The sequence below is a fragment of the Geobacter sp. PheSNFMC genome (assembly GCF_059620965.1).
The window spans coordinates 13709-30822 of the sequence record NZ_JCAMRN010000076.1; the positions used below are offsets into that span (position 1 = coordinate 13709).

Consider the following 17114-nt stretch of genomic DNA (forward strand, 5'->3'; position numbering starts at 1 on the left):
GTCAGTCCATGTGGCCGTGAACCTGCTCGGCCAGGAAGCGTCGTACCGCTTCAGGGGGGGGCGGCGTGAGCAGCGACACGACAATCATGACGCCTATCACCAGCGGTGCGCCGATCAGGGCCGATGAGGTGAGGGGGAAGACCTTCGCCACCGTCGGCACCAGGCCGCCGAACAGGGGGGTGGAAAAGGTGACGAGGACGCCGGTCAGCATCCCGGCGATGACGCCGTGGCGGTTGGCGCGGCTCCACCAGATTCCCAGGAGAAAGGCGGGGAAGATCGTGTTGCCGGCCAGGGCAAAGGCGACAGCCGTGATCTCGGCGATGAGCCCGGGCGGGTTCAGGGCGATGACCGCGACGATCGCCGCAAGGGCCACCACCGCCCCCTTTGCCAGGACCATCTTGGACCCCTCGGAGGCACGGGGGTTGATGAGGCGGTAATAGATGTCGTGGGAAAGGGATGCCGCGCCGGTGATGAGGAGCCCCGCCACGGTGAAAAAGGCGGCGCTCATGGCACCTGCGGCCAGGATGCCGATCATCCAGGGGGGAAGCCCTCCCATGACCGCGGTCTTGATCACGATGATGTCGGCCATCTTGTCGGCGGCCACCGGCGGTGGAACCATGCCGGAGCGGGCCTCCAGCAGCCGGGCGAAGACGGCGTAGGCGGGAGCCGACCAGTAGATGAGCGCGATGAAGAACAGGCCCCAGACCAGGCTCCAGCGGGCGTCGCGAATATTGGGGACCACGTAGAAGCGCGACAGAACGTGGGGAAGGCCGGCGGTGCCCACCATGAGGGTGAAGCAGAGGGCCACCCACTGGAAGGGGCCGGCCGAGGCGAAGGGGGCCGCGAAGTTGACGCCGAACTCGTTCTTGAGGTCCTGGATGGCGACCCCGTAACCGAACTGGGGGAGCACCCAGAAGTAGCCGAGCTTATGGGCCAGGGCCATGAGGGGGAGGATGAACGAGACGATGAGCAGGGTGTACTGGAGCTGTTGGTTGCGGGCCACCCCCAGCATCCCCGAAAGGATCACGTACCCCACCGCCACGGTGGCGCCCAGAATGACTCCGGTCCGGTAGTCGGTGCCGAAGAGCCAGCCGAAGAGCATGCCGATCCCCTTGAACTGAGCCGTGCAGTAGATCACCGAAATGGTAATGGAAATGGCCGCCGATATGAGACGCGCGCCTGGCGACGCATACCGGTCGCCCACGAAGTCCGGGGCCGTGTACTTGCCGAAGCGGCGGATCTGGCCGGCCATGAGGACCAGCAGCAGCACGTAGCCGCCGGTCCAGCCGATGACGTACGCAAGCGCGTAGTAGCCCTGGAGGTAGAGGAGTCCGCCCATGCCCAGGAAGCTGGCCGCGCTCATCCAGTTGCTGGCAATGGCCGCGCCGCCGCCGATCCGGCCGATGTAGCGGCCGCCGAAGCCGTAGTCTCCCGCTTCCCGCGCCCGTGCCCGCAGCCCGGTGATGATGAAGGTGGCCAGGGCAGCCGTCACGATGAGGAGGGGTACGAGGTTCGCGTCAGTCATGGCTGCGGTCCCTCCTGCGGCTGTGCTGCTCGGTGTGCCGGTCAATATAGATGTTGAAGAGGACGCAGAGGATGATGAACCAGAGGGGAAGGAACTGGCCCGTGAACCAGAAGTGCCAGGGAAATGACAGAAAGGTGAGCCTCGTGAGAATCCCTTCGCCGTCGGGCGACTGGGCCAGGAGCGCCAGTAGGCCCTGGAAGCCGAAGTTGACCACGGCCCACCCCACCAGCACGGCAGCGATGATGGCCACCTCGCCGGTCATGTAGCCTTTTCTCGGACGGAAGAAATTTACGTCGCAAGGTTTTTGCGGATCGTTCATGGGCTGTGCCCTCCCGGGCGCGGGCTGTGGCCGGCCGCGCGCATCACAGTGCATTGTATCATTAAAAGGTCTCCTGTCAGGCGCCGTTTCCCGGGCGCTTCATGACCTCCCGCAGCACTGCCGTGGCATAGCTTCCCCGGGGCAGCGAGAACCGGAGCACCAGGTCTTCCTCCTCGCAGGATAGCTCGGGTCCCTCCAGGGGAACCCTCAGGGGGCGGCGTTCACCCTCCATCCGCAGCCCGCCGGCCAGGTTGAAATTTGCCGGCGTGAGTCCCGCCGCATCGAGGATGCCCTTTTCCCGTTCCGCCGGTTCCCCTTCGGGAGAGGTCATGCGGCAGCCGAAGAGGGGGCCGGTGGGGGATATCTCGAATCGCTCGGCCCGGGGTGCCTCGGCCTTGGCATCGATCACCAGGAAGCAGGCGCCGTTATCGTGTTTCCAGGCCAGGTCCCCCTCCATCACGTGGTCGATGGCCTGGAGCCGGGCCTCCAGAACCCGGTCGAAGAGGGCCGACTGGCAGGCCGAGAGGTAGAGCTTCTTGAGCCGGGGGTGGACCCCGTGGAAGGCGCGCTCAAAGTCGTCCGGGCGTTTTGCCAGGCGCTGGAGCACGTCCCGCTCGGTCCGGCAGTGGCCGGGAAAGAGGCCGAGACTCCCTGCCAGGTCGCCCTGTCGGTAGGCTTCGATGGCGGCCCGCCACTGTTCGCCCTCCACCTTTGCCGGGTCGCCCATCAGGAGCTCCACGGCTCCGCGCCAGTCGCCGGCCAGCATGGCCCGGCCCACCAGGTGGTTGTTTCCCTGGATGCCGTAGCGCTGTTCGCCGAAGCGGTTGGGGACCCCGCGCCGGGTGAGAACGTCAAGGATGGTCCGGGCCCGGTCGGCCGCGTCGGGGACCGTTTCCCGGAGCCGGATCAGGAAGCGGTTGCCGGCCAGATGACCCAGGCGCAGCTTGTTCCTGTGCCGTTCCGCGGACAGGATCCGGATGCCCGGTATGTCGAGCCCCATCACCTCTGCCGGTGTCACCCGCGGCAGTGAAACCGTCTGCCGGGTTATCCCCCTGGCATCCTTCATGCCGGCATAGCCCGTGTCCCGCTCGGGGGCGCCCGTGGCGCGACAGAGACGTCTGAGGGCCTCCAGGGTGGTGATGCCCTGTTTTTCGATCAGTGCATAGGTATGCTCGCCTTCGCCGCAGGGGAGGTAGAGGGGGATCTCCTCCACCAGGAAATCCCCGGGCGTTTCCTTGAAGAGGCCGCCCGTGCCGGGAAGCTCTGCGGTCAGGTAGCGGCTGTCGTGCTCATCGTGCGCCACGCGTCACCCCTCCATCGTCGTGCGGTAGTGGACGAAGTAGATCTGTTTTCCCTCGGCCATGAACTTCTGCATGTACTTGGAGAGGTGATAGCCTTCCAGTTCGTGCCGAAAGATGTCAGGGGCCAGCATGTTCGCGTAGCCCGGCTGCCGGGGCATGAAGTCGGCCACGTCCTCGCCGTAGTCGTCGAAATCGGTGGTAAAATGGAAATCACCCCCCGGCACCAGGTAGTCCCGGATGAACCGGACGAACTGCGGATTCACGAGCCGGCGCTTGCGGTGCCGCTTTTTGGGCCACGGATCGGGGCAGTTGATGTAAACCGCCGCCAGCGATCCCTTGGGAATCCGCTCCACGATGAACTGGCGGGCCTCGGCCCGCACAACCCGCACGTTGGTGATACCGTGCCGCTCCAACCGGCTGCAGGTCTTGAGGCATCCCTTGTTGTAATAGTCGATGGCGATAAAGTTGGTTGTGGGGTGATCGAGGGCGGTCCGGGCGATGAAGTCGCCGATGCCGCAGCCGATCTCCAGGGCCAGGGGGTTGTCGTTGCCGAATACGGCCGACCAGTCCGCGGGGGAGCCAAGCTCTGACGGAACGAGGAAAAAGGGTGATTCGATGGGGATGATGCGCTGCATTGGTTGTCCTTGGTGCGGTAAAGTGGGCGTACCATAGCACAAAGCGTGTCCGCGAGGAAGACTGCGCTTCCGGCTTGAGAAACGCGCCGCGCTGTGTTATTGCTATACGGTTGAAATAACGAAAAAAAGGAACAATGAGATGAAATTTGCCGACTTGAGCCTGCCCGAGCAGGTTATGCAGGGGGTGGCGGACGCGGGCTTCAGCGACTGCACCCCCATTCAGGAAAAAACCCTGCCCCTCTCGCTGGGGGGAAAGGATGTGGCCGGCCAGGCCCAGACCGGCACCGGCAAGACCGCGGCCTTCCTGATCAGCCTCTTTACCAAGCTCCTCCGTTCCGGGCGGGGAGGAGAGCGCCGCCATCCCCGCGCCCTGATCCTCGCCCCCACCCGCGAGCTGGTGGTCCAGATCGAGAAGGACGCCCAGGTGCTCGGCGCCCACTGCGGGTTCACCATCCAGGCCATCTACGGCGGGGTGGACTACATGAAGCAGAAAAACGCCCTCAAGGAGGGGGCCGACGTGGTGGTCGGCACGCCGGGACGGCTCATCGACTACCTGAAGCAGAAGGTTTACTCGCTCAAGGAGATCGAGGTGCTGGTCATCGACGAGGCGGACCGGATGTTCGACATGGGCTTCATCGCCGACCTCCGTTTCATCCTCCGGCGCCTTCCCCCCTACGACAAGAGGCAGAACCTGATGTTCTCCGCCACCCTGAACCAGCGCGTGATGGAGCTTGCCTACGAGTTCATGAACGTCCCCGAGAAGGTGGCGGTCACCCCCGAACAGATGACGGCCGAGCGGGTGGAGCAGGTCCTCTACCACGTGGGACGGAAGGAGAAGTTTCCGCTGCTGCTGGGGCTCTTGCGCAGAGAAGGGATGGCGCGGACCATGATTTTCGTCAACACCAAGCGTGAAGCGGAGTTCCTGGATGAGCGGCTCAACGCCAACGATTTCCCCTGCCGGGTCATCTCCGGCGACGTGGAACAGCGCAAGCGACTGAAAATACTGGAAGATTTCAAGGACGGCACACTGCCGATCCTGATCGCCACCGATGTGGCCTCGCGGGGGCTCCACATCGACGGGGTCTCCCACGTCATCAACTACGATCTCCCCCAGGACGCGGAGGACTACGTCCACCGCATCGGCCGCACCGCCCGGGCCGGCGCCGAGGGGAAAGCGATTTCCATGGCCGACGAGGACGGTGCGTTCCATCTGGAGGCGATCCACGAGTACATCAAGGACAAGATCCCGGTGGAGTGGGCCGAAGACGAGCTCTTCGTGCATGATTTCAAGCGGGTGAAGCCGCGGCCCAAGGGCCAGGAGACCCGGGCCAAGGGTCCCACCCGTCACGGCAGGAAGCACCCGGAGGCCGAGAAGAAGGAGCCGGAAGGGGAGAAGAAGAAACGGCGCCGGCCCCGTCGCAAAAAGAATCCGGCTGACGGCGGGGGGGGCACGCCTCCGGCCGCGGAGTAGGCGGGGAGCACGACCGGACAGGTACGGGGGAACGGCATCGATGGATGCGTTCCCCTTTTTTTGTTGCCTCACGGAGCCCGGTGCGTCGCGGTCAGGGGAGGAGAGAAACCGGCCGCCAGCGGCGGACCGAGTTGATGAGATAGATTTCCCGGCAGTGCTCGAGCTCCTCCCGCGAGATGGACCGTTCGCGGATGGCCCCCTCGGCCAGAAGCTCCTCCCGGAAGGTGCCGGGCAGGATGCCGGCGGCAAGGGGAGGGGTGACCATCTCCCCGTCGATGCGGGCGGCCAGGTTGGCCGTGGTTCCCTCGGTCACTTCACCGTGCCTGTTCACGAAGATGACGTCTGCGCAGTGGGGCGCCGCTGCCAGCTCGTGCCGGTAGAGAGGGCGGTAGGTGGTCTTGTGGTAGAGGAACTGATCGGCCGGGTCAACTGCCGTGGCCGCAAAGCAGACAGGGGCCGGTTCCGGGCAGGATGCTTCGGCCAGCGGCGATTCCTGGATGGTGAACGCCCCCCGCCGGTTCACCAGGACGCGTACCCTTTGCCGGCCCTCCATGAGCGCTGCCCGACGGGTCAGGACCTGCTGAAGGCTGCCGAGCCGGAGCGGGATCCCGAAATGGGCGGCTGATCGATAGAGTCGCGCCAGGTGGCGTTCCAGCAGGAAAAATCCCGCTCCTTCCTCGTGGAGCAGTGTCTCCACCAACTGGAAATCGGGGATACGCATCTGTGCAAAGCGGCTTTTTGCCAGACATTCGTCGTATTCCGACGATGGGGTCGAGCCGATGGTCACACCGCTGCCGATGCCCAGTTGGCCTTGACCCGATGCCGCGTCGAGGACCGCGGTCCTGATGGCCACGCTGAACGTCGCCTCAAAGGGAGTAGGAGCCCCCTGGGCGGCCGGTGAGACATAGCCGATGGCGCCGGTGTAGATCCCCCGGGGCGAGTCCTCCAACTCCCGGATGATATTCATGCTCCGCCGCTTGGGCGCTCCGGTCACCGAGCCGCAGGGAAAGAGCGCCCCGAAGAGCTCGGCGAGGCCGACCCCGGCCCGTGGCCGGGCCGTGATGGTGGAGGTCATCTGGTGGAGCGTTTCGAGGCTCTCCACGTCAAAGAGCGACTCCACCCGCACCGAACCCGTTTCCGCCACCATCCCCATGTCGTTGCGCAGCAGGTCGACGATCATCAGGTTCTCGGCCCGCTCCTTCTCGCTGGCGGCAAGGCCCGCGCGCAACTCCTCGTCTTCGGCCCGCCAGCGTCCCCTGCGGGCGGTCCCCTTCATGGGGCGGCAGGTGAGGGTCTCCTGGCGCAGGTCGAAGAACAGTTCGGGCGAGGTGGAGAGGACCCGGAGCGGGCCCGTGTCGATAACGGCGCAGAACGGGGCCCGCTGGGCCCGGCAGAGATCGTGGAACCAGGCCTGGGGATCGCCCGAGAAGCGGAACTGCTGGCGGAAGGTGAAGTTGACCTGATAGCAGTCGCCGGCCGTTATGTACTGCCTGATCCGACCGACAGACTCCAGGTAGGGCTCCCGCTGGAGCGTGGCGCTCCACTGGGAGGTCTCGTAGCCGGGGGACACATCCTCCTCATGTTCGGGGAACCGGGGCGCAAAGCCGACGCGGCGGCGGAACAGGCCGAACCAGACCAGGGGGGTGTCCGGCGCCGGTTCGCGGGTCGTCAGGGATTCGTCCAGGCCGGGCGCCGCCTCATAACTGACGAACCCCGCTGCGTGGAGCCCGCCGGCCACCATCTCTTCCACCCGGCGCAGGGCCGGCACGACCTGGGCAGGGGTCAGGGCCGTCACCGCCTCCACGAACTCCTCGAACCGGTACGAGGCCGTGTGCCGCTCGGCATCGAAGGAGGCGAGCATGACCGTGGGCGTGCCGCTCATGACAGGTCTCCGGCGCAGCATTTTACCACCGGGCATGCCTCGCAAAGCGGGGTCACCGTGCCGTCGCACCCCTCGGAGATTCCCAGGTGGCAGAGGGAAAAGTCGTACTTCACCGGATCGTCGGGATCGAGGCGCCGCAGCGCTGCCGTGATCTCCCGGGCTGTGCGCCAGTCGGCCTGCCGCCGGGCGGTGAGCCCCAGGTTGCGGGCGATGCGGTGGATGTGGGTGTCCACCGGGATCACGAGCCGTGCCGGCGAGACCTCCTTCCAGAGTCCCAGGTCGATGCCGTCGTCGGGACGCACCATCCAGCGCAGGAACATGCACAGCCGCTTGCAGGCACTGCCCGAGGCCGGGGAGGGGAAGAAGAAACGGAAGGCCGAATCGGCCGGGATGGCGGCGGTGCCGAAGACGGGGGAATAGTCGAAGGCGAGGATCGCTGAGCTGAACTCCGTGAGGGAGGGGGTGATGTCTTCGGCCTCCGGGTCGTGGCACCCCAGGAAGAAGTCGCCGATGGTGTCGGCCTCCTCGATCATGGTCCGGGCAGCCAGGAAAAGGGCGCAGAGGTCACGGCCGTCGTTGAAGCGGTGCTTGAAGCCGGCAAAGAGCCGCATCCCGACCTCCGGCTCGAACTCCTCCACGAACCGCCGGGGTGACGGCCCCACTGCCCCGAAGACTGTTGCCAGGTTCCTGAGGATGATCTTCACGTTGCCGTAGGCAAGGCATGACGCCAGAAGTCCCGCGATCTCCCGGTCCGCCGGGGAGGCGTAGCGGTGGCAGAAGGAAAGGGGATCGTTCGCCAGGTGGCGGGGAGAGCGGGATGCGTAAAGGTTGTCGAGGACGGCTTTCAGTTCCACGGGGGCTCCAGGGCCGACGGGGATGGACACTCGGACGGCGTATGGTATACCACAGGGTGATCGTCTTCATGAAGAAAAAAAGGGACGATGGCCCCCTGCCGGGAGAGCTGCGCCGCGCTCCGTCCGATTTGCGTTCCCGGTATCACGTGGAGGAACTCCGGCTTTTGGTGTCCAGGATGAAGGTCACCGGACCGTCGTTTACCAGGTGCACCTTCATGTCCGCCTGGAAAATGCCGGTGGCGGTGGGGATGCCGGTTTCCCGGATAAAATCGACGAACCGGTCATAGAGCCGCTTTCCCTCATCCGGCGGGGCCGCCGTGTCGAAGGACGGGCGCCTTCCCTTGGCGCAGTTTCCCGCCAGGGTGAACTGGGACACGGCAAGGATCGATCCCTCCACCTCCCGCACCGACAGATTCATCTTGCCTGCGTCGTCCTCGAAGATGCGCAGCCCCGCCATCTTCTCCGCCAGCCAGGCCGCGTCCCGCTCCGTATCCCCCTTCTCCACCCCGAGAAGAACCAGAATCCCCCGGCCGATGGCTCCCACCGTTGCCCCGTCCACGTCCACCCGGGCCTCGCTCACCCGCTGGATCACCGCCTTCATGGGCCGAACACCCGTGCGAGGGCAGCCCGGTAGGCCGCCTCCGCCTCCGCGCCGAAGGGGGTGAAGATCACCCGCTCCAGCTCCGGGTAGCGCTCCAGGGCCGCCTTCGTCTCTTCCAGGGCGATGGAGCACGCCTCATCCAGGGGGTAGCCGTAGACCCCGCAACTGATGGCCGGGAAGGCGATGGACCTGAGACCGGCCCCGTGGGCCACCTCGAACGAGCGGCGGTAGCAGCTCCGAAGCAGCTCCGGCTCCCCCTTGGCGCCGCCGTGCCACACCGGCCCCACCGTGTGGATCACGTGCTTCGCCGGCAGTCGGTACCCCGCGGTTATTTTGGCATCCCCGGTGGCGCAGCCGTTCAGGGTCCGGCACTCCGCCAGCAGCTCCGGCCCCGCGACCCGATGGATGGCCCCGTCCACTCCGCCCCCGCCCAGGAGCGAATTGTTGGCCGCGTTCACAATGGCGTCCACCGCCAACTTCGTGATGTCGCCGGGAATGATGTCTATTTTTTCCTTCATGGCCGTCCCTCCGTACCGGTCAGAGTTCTTCGTGAGCCCCACAATATTACAACCGGTCCAGCGGACTTTCCACCCCTTTGCCGCCCCGGTTCAGCACATGGGGTGTAAATCATCGTCGTCTGCACGTCCTTGTGGCCCAGGAGCTCCTCGCCATGGAGCCGCTTGACCGCCGTCAGGTGTTCCCGCAGCGGCAACGCAACCGGCCGGGGGAGCATCGTGACCCGGTCCTTGGCCCACTTCTCCTCCCGGACGATGATGTTGCGCCGCTCGAAATCCACATTCTTGACCCGCAGGCGCCCTTTTCCCGTCCCGGCGGGGTGGTGCTTGCTGTGAAAGAGGATGTAGCACTTCGCCCATTCGATATACGTCTGCTCAGTACGGAGACTGTAGTGCTTCAGGCGGATTCTGGAGCGGAGCAGATCCGGAAGAAGGGGTTTCCAGGTTCCACAGCGGGGCGTTTGCGCGTTGCGGGGGGTGATCAGTCGGCGGTGGTTTTGTCGAAGGCCTTTTCCTGTTCCGACGTGCCGATCAGGATGAGTCTGACTCCTTCTTCGAGGATGGTCTCCGGTGGCGGCGAAATGAGGATGTCGGTCTTGCCGATAGCCTCAATGGCCACGATGGAGCAGCCGGTGAGGGGGCGTAGCCGGCTGTCGGCGATGCTCTTTCCGGCCATGCCGGGGGGGAGCGCTCGCCGGAAGACGGCCATCCCCTCGGAGAGAAAGGCCGATTCCTTGTGCTCCAGCAGGTTGCCCAGGATGTTGGCTCCCACGGACGCATTGGAGACGACGAAGTCGGCGCCGGCCGCGTAGAGCTGGTCAACGTTCTCTTCGCTGTTGGCGCGGGCCACGATGCGGGTGTGGGAGTGGAGGTGCCGGCAGGCCAGGGTGAGGAAGATGTTGGTGCTGTCGTCATTGGTGGTGACGATGATGCCGCTGGCGCGGTCGATGCCCGCCTGCCTGAGGGTCTGGCCAACGGTGGCGTCGCCGTAGACCACGGCGTGATCGTTGCAAACGGGGCTCTCCTGGCGGTCGATCAGGATGAAGGGAACCGGCTTGCGGTCGAGGAAGGCTGCGGCGGCACAGCCGATGCGACCGTGGCCGATGATGAAGATCAGTTCGTCTTCCGGCGCCTCGCCAATCAGGTATTCCAGGGTGGCCAACTGGCTCTTGGTGCCGGCCAGCACCAGGAGCGACTGTTCGGTCAGGACCGTATCCCGCTGCGGGGTGGTGAGGCTGCCCCGCTCCCAGACGCCGATGATTGAAAGCCCCGTCCGCTGGCGAATCCCCGATTCTCCGATGGTTTTGCCGGCGAAGGGGGTGCCGTGGACGGCCAGTTCGGCGATCTGCAGGTTGCCGAAGGAGTCGAGGATATGGGCCAGCGCACCGCAGGTGGTGGCCCGGATGCCCAGGTAGCGGCCGAGGATTCTGGTCAGGGGGATGACCTGGTTCGCACCGGCCAGCCGGAGCAGTTCCCCGTGCACCGGCTCATTGGCCACGGCAATGATGGGTGTCTGGCAGAGGGAGCGGACAGTGAGGCACAGGTTGGCATTGTCCGGGTCGCTCAGGTTGGCGATGATGCTCCGGGCCGCTGCCACCCGTAGGCCGGTCAGGACGTGGGCATCGGTGGGCGAGCCGAAGACCACCTTGAATCCCTCCTGTTCTTCCAGGTGCAGGGCCTGTTCGTAGTTGTCCGTTACCACGACGAAGAGGAGATTGCGGCTCTCCAGCTTGCGGATCAGGGTCCGGGTGATGGGGTCGATGCCGAAGATGAGGATGTGCCCCCTGGTGTCGTCCGGCAGCTCGATGGTGGGTCGGTAGCGGAGGCGCCGTTCGATCCAGGGGGCCAGAAACATGCTGACAAAGCCGAAGGGGAGGATGATCAGGAGAAAGATCACCCCCGAAATGGTGACGATTGAGGCGAACAGGTACCCGGCATCGCTCTGGAAGGTAATGTCGCCGAACCCCAGGGTGGTCATCACCGTGACAGTCCAGTAAATCCCTGCCATGAAGGAGTATTCGCGCCCTTCGAGGTGCCACATCAGGTAGCGGAAGATGGACGCGTAGGTCAGAAGCAAGGCAAAGAGGAAGGTGCAGTACAGGAGCAGGACCTTCAGGTTCTGCCTGGCGCGGCCCCTCAGGAAATAGGCCAGTTCGGAGGCGAGTACTTTCATGGAATACCTCTCCTCGCGTTCTCAGCGCCAATCCACGGCCAGCCGGTTGCGCCGGGGAGGGCGGCGATAGGAAACGGCCGGGTAGCCCAGCAGGAGGGTGTAGCCGGCGTGGTGCCCCTCGGGGAGGGCGAGGGCCCGCTGCAGGGGCTCCCATGCCTCGGCGGCCATCTGAAAGAAGCCGGCCCAGCAGGTGCCCACCCCGTGGGCGGGTGCCAGGATGTCCAGGTGGGTTGCGGCAATGACGGCATCCACCGCTACCGTGGGATGGCGCCGGTCGGTGTAGGCAATGGCCAGGTGCGGGGCGTTGCGGCAGATGGGGTCGTTCCCCTTGCGCCAGGAGCGGATCATGGCGGCAATGTTGAAGTGCCGGCTCAGGGGGGTGTCGCCCTCCTGCTGGGAGCGGAGCCAGTCCACCACCAGCCCGGTCAGCCGCCGCACCTCGGCGGTATCGTGGATGATCAGCCACCTGACCCGCTGGCCGTTGCTGCCGGTGGGGGCGTAGCGGACCACGTCCAGCAACCCCTCGATGGCTTCCCGGGGGACAGGCTCCGGCCGGAAATGGCGGATCGACCGCCGCATCCGCAGGTACGCATCGAGCTCTTCCGGGGCAAGGGGAGCCATCGGCGGCGGGTAGACGGCCGGGTCCAGGCGCGGATCGTCCACGACCAGTGCTGCCGTGGGGCAGACCGCCTCGCAGTGGCCACAGATGATGCAGCGCCCGGCTCCCTCTTCGGTGAAGCGGGACGGCAGGTTTTCCTCGGGCAGCTCGACGATGCGGAGAGGGCAGACGGAGACGCAGGCGCCGCAGCGGGTACAGGCGGCGTCGGTTACGATCAGTTCGGGCATGGTTCGGTTCTTTCCTTTGTCGTGTGCCGGCGGGCCAATCCCCGGAGCGTGTTCAGGTTCATGACGTCGAACTCGTCGTCATCCCCTTTGGGCGTTTCGAGAATCTTGGGCACCGTCGTGAAGCGGCCATCGTTCATGAGGAGCCGGAACGGCTCCAGCCCCAGCATCCCCCGGCCGATATGCTCGTGCCGGTCCACCCGGGAGTTGAGTCCCTTCCGGGAATCGTTCAGGTGGAAGCACCGGAGACGGTCCAGGCCGACCAGCCGATCGAACTCGGCGAAGACGCGCCGGTACCCTTCGCCGGTGGTGAAGTCGTAGCCGGCGGCAAAGGCGTGGCAGGTGTCGAAACAGACTGCGAAGCGGTCGGGAAACGCGGTCCCGGCGATGATGGCAGCCAGGTGCTCGAAGGTGTGGCCCAGGCTGGTGCCCTGGCCCGCGGTGGTTTCCAGCAGGATCACGCCGGCGAACTCGGGAACCGCGGGGATCAGGCGGTCGAATGCCTCGCAGATGCGCCGGATGCCGGTCTCTTCCCCGTCGCCCAGGTGGGCGCCCGGGTGCATAACGATCATGCCGATGCCGAGGCGGGCGCAGCGCTCCATCTCCTCCCGGAAGGCCGCGAAGCTCTTGTCCCGGGTCTCGCCCGGCGGGGCCGCCAGGTTGATGAGGTAGATGTCATGGGCGACGATCTCGTGCAGGCCCGCGGCTTCCCACTGCTCGCGGAACAGGGCCGCCTCCCCGTCGGTGGGCATTTTCCCCCGCCACTGGTTGGAGTTCTGGGTGAAGACCTGGATCACGCCGCAGCCGACCCGGGTTCCCCGGGCCGGGGCCTTGTGGATCCCGCCGGCAATGGACATGTGCGCGCCGAGATAGTCTTTCATGGGCCTAGAGACCGAGCCTGTCCCGGATCAGCGCGATCCGCCCGGCGTACTCATCCGGTGCGAGCAGGGTTTCCCCATGGGGCTCGCTCCAGATGGGGCGGGGCCACAGGGGGTCCGTGGCGAAACGGGGCACCAGGTGCCAGTGCATGTGCGGCACCATGTTGCCGAGCAGCTCGTAGTTCATCTTGGCGGGCTGGAACAGGTCGAACAGGGCCGCGGCAACGGCCGTCACCTCTTCCATGACCCCCTGGCGGACCGGCGGGGAAAGATGGAACAGCTCAGTCACGTGCTCCCGGGTGAAGACAAAGGTGTAGCCGGGAAAGAACTGGTCGCGATTGAGCATGACGCGGGTATGTCCCAGCTCCGCAATGCGAAGCTCGGGCTCATCGAGCCACTTGGTGCACATGGGGCAGGATGGCGGCATGGGAGATCCTCCATGGCGTTTGCCTCAGCCTGATAGACGAAAGGCCGGCGGCGGCCCGGCATGGACCGGACCGCCGCCGGCCCCTGGGTGGTGCCGGCAGCGCCTGCTACAGCGCGCCGAGGTCGATTTCGCCGCTGAACACCTCGGTGGCCGGGCCGGTCATGTAGAGGAAGCCGTCCTCGGCCCACTCCAGCTCCAGGTCGCCGCCGGAGAGGTGGTTGAGGATCTTTTTGTCGGTGAGGCCGTTGAGGGCTCCGGCCACGCAGACGGCGCTGGCGCCGGTGCCGCAGGCCAGGGTCTCGCCGGCGCCCCGCTCCCAGGTCCGCTGCCGCACTTCGGTGCGGGAGATGATCTGGACGAATTCGACATTCGTGCGGCGGGGGAACATCTCGTGGTTCTCGATGAGGGGGCCGTACTTTTCCACCTGGAAGCTCTCCACGTCATCCACGAAGATGACGCAGTGGGGGTTCCCCATGGAAACGCAGGTGATGTTGAAGGTGGTGTGAAGGATGTTCAGGGGCTGGTTGACCACCTGGCCGTCGGCCGGGTCGCCCATCATGGGGATTTCCGCACGGGTGAGGCGCGGCGTGCCCATGTTGACGCGGACCCGGTCAACCCTGCCGTCGGCCCCGGTGAAGAGCTGGAGCGTCAGGATGCCCGCGCCGGTCTCGGCGGTGATCTCCTTCTTGGTCACGATGCCGTGGTCGTAGGCGTACTTGGCCACGCAGCGGATGCCGTTGCCGCACATCTCGGACTCTGACCCGTCGGAGTTGAACATGCGCATCCGGACGTCGGCCTTGTCGGAGGGCATGATCAGGATGAGCCCGTCGGAGCCGATGCCGAAGTTGCGGTTGGAAACCTTGATGGCCGTCTGCCCGGGGTCCCCCACGGACTCCTCGAAGCAGTTGACGTAGACGTAGTCGTTGCCGGCCCCATGCATTTTGGTGAATTTCATGATAACTCATCCCTCTCGTTGGTATAAGTGGCAATGTCGCGAAAATTCCTTTAGAAATAGCAGAAACGACGTTCGCCAACAAGAAAAAATCCCGCGTCCCTTGACCCCTTGCGAGGGGATTCGCTATGATTGCCGAAACGATTGCGGAGGATATTCAATGGAACTGAAGAATAAGATCTGGATGACGGGCAACCTGGACTGGTTCGCCTATATCGGCGACGAAGAGGTGTGGCTCGGTCGCCGGGACGTACCGATCCCCCTGGAAGAAGGGGATCGCTGGACGAATTCGCTCGGGTTTGTGTTCGAGGTCAGGAACGCGGAGATCGTTGTGGTGGAGAAGGTGGAGCCGCCGAATATCACGTGGTAAATTCTTTCGATCTGTCAGCTTGTTGCGCTGTTTTTCTTTCGTGGTACGATTGACGCTATGCGGCATTCCCCACCCGGAGGTGGCCAGCGATGGCGGTACGTACCCTTCTCGTTTGCCTGACGGCGCTCTGGACGATGTTGTCCCGGGCGCCGTTCCTTTACGCCGAAACCGTTTCCCATTTTGGCCAGGTCGTCGATGCGGCAGGTGCCACCGAAGACTGCCTTTCCTGCCACGACGGCCAGATCGCCACGGATGTCGGCTACTGCCTCGGTGCATGCGCCCTGTCGTCGGCCCACCCCGTCAATCGTCCCTATCCCCCCAGGGGAAAGGAGCAATCGTTCCGGTCGGCGGAGGAACTGAAAGGGGCGGGCATTCGCTTCATCAACGGCACGATGGTCTGCATCTCCTGCCATGACCTCCACAACCCCGGCCGGCACCAGTTGGTGATCGAAATGAACGAGAGCCGCCTCTGCCTGGCCTGCCACCTCAAGTAATTCTCCCCTGCCCCGTAGTCACTCCACGTGTCGATTTAACTGCAATTATTTACGGGAATGTTGTGGCTTATTGATTTGCGTTCTTGACAGGGTAGGTAGCAGAACGTATAGTTGGCATCACGTAGACACTAAGGCGAAGGGGGAATTATGAAGCTCTCGACGAAAAGCCGCTACGGGCTTCGGGCAATTTTCGACATCGCGTACAATTCGGGGTCCCTGCCGGCGCAGGTGCAGGACATATCCCGGCGCCAGGGTATTTCGCCCCGTTATCTGGAGCAGATCTTCCAGGGGCTCAAGCGGGCCGGCATCCTCAAGAGCAAGCGGGGCCCCCAGGGGGGATACTGTCTGGCCAAGAAGCCGGAAGAGATCACGGTCGCCGATGTGCTTCTCGCCACCGAGCGCGATATCAATCTGGTCGAGTGCACCAGCAAGAGAAAAAAGAAGACGGAGTGTAACTTTGACGGGACCTGCGTGACCCAGGAGCTCTGGTGCGAAGCGGGTGCGAAGCTCCTTGATTTCTTCTCGGGCTTCACGGTCAAGGATCTGTGTGACCGGGGACAGCAGATGGGGGTCAAGCGGGAGCAGGATCACCGGTTCATGTACTTTATCTGACGTGCGGGAAGGAGACATTCATGCCGCTATTAACCAGCGACAAGGTAATCGAGCAGATCGGCAATACCCCTCTCCTGAGGCTGGCAGCGCTTGAGCGGAAGGGTTCGGCAGCCGTATTCGGCAAGGCGGAATTCTTCAACCCCGGCGGCAGCATCAAGGACCGTATCTGCCTCGCCATGATCGAGGCCGCCGAGCGCGACGGCACCCTCAAGCCGGGCGCCACGGTGGTGGAGCCCACCAGCGGCAATACGGGCATCGGCCTGTCCATGATCTGCGCGGTCAAGGGATACAAGCTCATCCTGACCATGCCCGACACCATGACCGTGGAGCGGCGGCGGCTGTTGGCGGCGTACGGCGCCGAGCTGATCCTCACCCCCGGCGCCCAGGGGATGCGCGGGGCCGTCATGAAGGCGGAGGAGCTGGCGGCCCAACCGGGGCACGTGATGATGCACCAGTTCAAGAACCCGGCAAACCCGGAAATCCATCGCCGGACCACGGGGCCGGAGATCGTGGACGGCCTGCCCGGCACGACCATCGACGCCTTCGTGGCGGGGGTGGGCACCGGCGGCACCATCACCGGCGTTGGCGAAGTGCTCAGGAAGCATAACTCCTCGGTGCGGGTGGTGGCGGTGGAGCCGGCGGATTCGCCGGTTCTTTCGGGAGGCCAGCCCGGTCCCCACAAGATCCAGGGAATCGGAGCCGGCTTCGTTCCCGATGTGCTCAATACCAAGGTGTATGACGAGATCATCACCGTTTCCAACGACGATGCCTATGCCACCGTGCGCGACTTGGCCCGCGAGGAGGGCATCCTCGTCGGCATCTCCTCAGGTGCCAACGTCTTCGCCGCCCTTCAGGTGGCTGCCAAGCTCGGGCCGGGCAAGAACGTGGTAACGATCCTGTGCGACACCGGCGAGCGGTACCTTTCCACCGGGGTGTTCGACTGATCGCCGCTCCTCGTCCGATTCAACCGCAACGCCCCTCACGGGGCGTTTTTTTTGAGGTGTCCGATGGAACAAACGCATCTGAAATATGAACAACTCAAGGCCATCCTCCGGGAGATGGGGTCGGTGCTCGTCGCCTTTTCCGGAGGGGTCGATTCCACGTTCCTGCTCAGGGTGGCCCACGACCTGCTGGGCGACAAGGCCGTTGCGTTCACCGCCACGTCGCCCACCTATCCGGAATCGGAGTTCCGGGAGGCTGTCGGGCTTGCCCGGTCAATGGGGGCCAGGCAGGTGGTGGTGGAGTCCAATGAACTTGAAATT

At 64.8% G+C, this 17114-nt stretch carries 19 protein-coding genes; 6 read left to right on the forward strand and 13 right to left on the reverse strand.

The features are described 5' to 3' along the window. Nucleotide 1: 1 nt before the first annotated feature. From AC6CDK_RS15165 to trmB, 4 genes are all read right to left on the reverse strand, one after another. On the reverse strand, nt 2-1525 hold the full coding sequence (locus AC6CDK_RS15165; protein ID WP_192905932.1) for a VC_2705 family sodium/solute symporter: 1524 nt from the start codon (nt 1523-1525) through the stop codon (nt 2-4). Further along, on the reverse strand, nt 1518-1844 hold the full coding sequence (locus AC6CDK_RS15170; protein ID WP_039642770.1) for a DUF4212 domain-containing protein: 327 nt from the start codon (nt 1842-1844) through the stop codon (nt 1518-1520). The genes AC6CDK_RS15165 and AC6CDK_RS15170 overlap by 8 nt, the downstream gene beginning before the upstream one ends. Nucleotides 1845-1920: 76 nt before the next feature. Further along, nucleotides 1921-3147 (reverse strand): tRNA pseudouridine(13) synthase TruD, encoded by a 1227-nt coding sequence (gene truD / locus AC6CDK_RS15175; protein WP_066356977.1) that lies wholly within the window; start codon nt 3145-3147, stop codon nt 1921-1923. A 3-nt stretch (nt 3148-3150) separates the two neighbouring features. Next, a complete protein-coding gene (gene trmB, locus AC6CDK_RS15180) occupies nt 3151-3780 on the reverse strand; it encodes a tRNA (guanosine(46)-N7)-methyltransferase TrmB (RefSeq protein WP_039642773.1) in 630 nt (209 codons plus the stop codon). 139 nt (nt 3781-3919) lie between these two features. Between trmB and AC6CDK_RS15185 the strand changes: the two genes are divergently transcribed. Continuing rightward, nucleotides 3920-5251: a DEAD/DEAH box helicase gene (locus AC6CDK_RS15185; protein WP_039642775.1), complete on the forward strand. Its 1332-nt coding sequence runs from the start codon at nt 3920-3922 to the stop codon at nt 5249-5251. A gap of 91 nt (nt 5252-5342) precedes the next feature. On the opposite strand, the gene pabB is transcribed toward AC6CDK_RS15185, so the two are convergent. The 9 genes from pabB to dapF all read right to left on the reverse strand — a co-directional run bounded on the left by pabB (nt 5343) and on the right by dapF (nt 14379). Further along, complete coding sequence (gene pabB / locus AC6CDK_RS15190; RefSeq protein WP_192905933.1) at nt 5343-7133, reverse strand: aminodeoxychorismate synthase component I; 1791 nt, start codon at nt 7131-7133, stop codon at nt 5343-5345. Then, the gene (locus tag AC6CDK_RS15195) at nt 7130-7987 is read right to left on the reverse strand and encodes a TIGR02757 family protein (protein ID WP_039642779.1); all 858 of its coding nucleotides are present in this window, start codon (nt 7985-7987) and stop codon (nt 7130-7132) included. Before AC6CDK_RS15195 ends, pabB begins: the two co-directional genes overlap by 4 nt. Before the next feature lie 142 nt (nt 7988-8129). Continuing rightward, the gene (gene dtd, locus AC6CDK_RS15200; protein WP_039642781.1) at nt 8130-8588 is read right to left on the reverse strand and encodes a D-aminoacyl-tRNA deacylase; all 459 of its coding nucleotides are present in this window, start codon (nt 8586-8588) and stop codon (nt 8130-8132) included. After that, nucleotides 8585-9106, reverse strand: a complete 522-nt coding sequence (locus AC6CDK_RS15205; RefSeq protein ID WP_039642783.1) for an O-acetyl-ADP-ribose deacetylase — start codon at nt 9104-9106, stop codon at nt 8585-8587. The genes dtd and AC6CDK_RS15205 overlap by 4 nt, the downstream gene beginning before the upstream one ends. Nucleotides 9107-9584: 478 nt before the next feature. Further along, nucleotides 9585-11276 (reverse strand): potassium channel family protein, encoded by a 1692-nt coding sequence (locus AC6CDK_RS15210; protein WP_039642787.1) that lies wholly within the window; start codon nt 11274-11276, stop codon nt 9585-9587. Between the two features lie 21 nt (nt 11277-11297). Further along, nucleotides 11298-12122, reverse strand: a complete 825-nt coding sequence (locus AC6CDK_RS15215; protein WP_192905934.1) for a nitroreductase family protein — start codon at nt 12120-12122, stop codon at nt 11298-11300. Further along, a complete protein-coding gene (locus AC6CDK_RS15220) occupies nt 12110-13000 on the reverse strand; it encodes a deoxyribonuclease IV (RefSeq protein WP_039642791.1) in 891 nt (296 codons plus the stop codon). The genes AC6CDK_RS15215 and AC6CDK_RS15220 overlap by 13 nt, the downstream gene beginning before the upstream one ends. Nucleotides 13001-13004: 4 nt before the next feature. Continuing rightward, nucleotides 13005-13424: an HIT family protein gene (locus AC6CDK_RS15225; RefSeq protein WP_039642793.1), complete on the reverse strand. Its 420-nt coding sequence runs from the start codon at nt 13422-13424 to the stop codon at nt 13005-13007. Nucleotides 13425-13530: 106 nt separating this feature from the next. Continuing rightward, nucleotides 13531-14379: a diaminopimelate epimerase gene (dapF, locus tag AC6CDK_RS15230; protein ID WP_039642795.1), complete on the reverse strand. Its 849-nt coding sequence runs from the start codon at nt 14377-14379 to the stop codon at nt 13531-13533. Between the two features lie 157 nt (nt 14380-14536). On the opposite strand from dapF, the gene AC6CDK_RS15235 reads away from it, so the two are divergent. The 5 genes from AC6CDK_RS15235 to AC6CDK_RS15255 all read left to right on the forward strand — a co-directional run. Then, a complete protein-coding gene (locus AC6CDK_RS15235; protein ID WP_039642797.1) occupies nt 14537-14746 on the forward strand; it encodes a hypothetical protein in 210 nt (69 codons plus the stop codon). An 89-nt stretch (nt 14747-14835) separates the two neighbouring features. Beyond that, nucleotides 14836-15240 carry a cytochrome c3 family protein gene (locus tag AC6CDK_RS15240; protein WP_039642799.1) on the forward strand — a complete coding sequence of 135 codons (405 nt, stop codon included), beginning with the start codon at nt 14836-14838 and terminating at the stop codon, nt 15238-15240. Nucleotides 15241-15387: 147 nt separating this feature from the next. Next, a complete protein-coding gene (locus tag AC6CDK_RS15245; RefSeq protein ID WP_039642801.1) occupies nt 15388-15852 on the forward strand; it encodes an RrF2 family transcriptional regulator in 465 nt (154 codons plus the stop codon). A 20-nt stretch (nt 15853-15872) separates the two neighbouring features. Further along, nucleotides 15873-16796 carry a cysteine synthase A gene (cysK, locus tag AC6CDK_RS15250; RefSeq protein WP_192905935.1) on the forward strand — a complete coding sequence of 308 codons (924 nt, stop codon included), beginning with the start codon at nt 15873-15875 and terminating at the stop codon, nt 16794-16796. 63 nt (nt 16797-16859) lie between these two features. Continuing rightward, a partial coding sequence (locus tag AC6CDK_RS15255; RefSeq protein ID WP_496639901.1) for an asparagine synthase-related protein occupies nt 16860-17114 on the forward strand: 255 nt, incomplete at its 3' end.

Excerpts from the sequence above, each read along its gene's own strand:
- AC6CDK_RS15165 (WP_192905932.1), bottom strand. The coding sequence starts at position 1,525 with ATGACTGACGCGAACCTCGTACCCCTCCTCATCGTGACGGCTGCCCTG.
- AC6CDK_RS15170 (WP_039642770.1), bottom strand. The coding sequence starts at position 1,844 with ATGAACGATCCGCAAAAACCTTGCGACGTAAATTTCTTCCGTCCGAGA.
- trmB (WP_039642773.1), bottom strand. The coding sequence starts at position 3,780 with ATGCAGCGCATCATCCCCATCGAATCACCCTTTTTCCTCGTTCCGTCA.
- AC6CDK_RS15185 (WP_039642775.1), top strand. The coding sequence starts at position 3,920 with ATGAAATTTGCCGACTTGAGCCTGCCCGAGCAGGTTATGCAGGGGGTG.
- pabB (WP_192905933.1), bottom strand. The coding sequence starts at position 7,133 with ATGAGCGGCACGCCCACGGTCATGCTCGCCTCCTTCGATGCCGAGCGG.
- dtd (WP_039642781.1), bottom strand. The coding sequence starts at position 8,588 with ATGAAGGCGGTGATCCAGCGGGTGAGCGAGGCCCGGGTGGACGTGGAC.
- AC6CDK_RS15205 (WP_039642783.1), bottom strand. The coding sequence starts at position 9,106 with ATGAAGGAAAAAATAGACATCATTCCCGGCGACATCACGAAGTTGGCG.
- AC6CDK_RS15210 (WP_039642787.1), bottom strand. The coding sequence starts at position 11,276 with ATGAAAGTACTCGCCTCCGAACTGGCCTATTTCCTGAGGGGCCGCGCC.
- AC6CDK_RS15215 (WP_192905934.1), bottom strand. The coding sequence starts at position 12,122 with ATGCCCGAACTGATCGTAACCGACGCCGCCTGTACCCGCTGCGGCGCC.
- AC6CDK_RS15220 (WP_039642791.1), bottom strand. The coding sequence starts at position 13,000 with ATGAAAGACTATCTCGGCGCGCACATGTCCATTGCCGGCGGGATCCAC.
- AC6CDK_RS15225 (WP_039642793.1), bottom strand. The coding sequence starts at position 13,424 with ATGCCGCCATCCTGCCCCATGTGCACCAAGTGGCTCGATGAGCCCGAG.
- dapF (WP_039642795.1), bottom strand. The coding sequence starts at position 14,379 with ATGAAATTCACCAAAATGCATGGGGCCGGCAACGACTACGTCTACGTC.
- AC6CDK_RS15235 (WP_039642797.1), top strand. The coding sequence starts at position 14,537 with ATGGAACTGAAGAATAAGATCTGGATGACGGGCAACCTGGACTGGTTC.
- AC6CDK_RS15240 (WP_039642799.1), top strand. The coding sequence starts at position 14,836 with ATGGCGGTACGTACCCTTCTCGTTTGCCTGACGGCGCTCTGGACGATG.
- AC6CDK_RS15245 (WP_039642801.1), top strand. The coding sequence starts at position 15,388 with ATGAAGCTCTCGACGAAAAGCCGCTACGGGCTTCGGGCAATTTTCGAC.
- cysK (WP_192905935.1), top strand. The coding sequence starts at position 15,873 with ATGCCGCTATTAACCAGCGACAAGGTAATCGAGCAGATCGGCAATACC.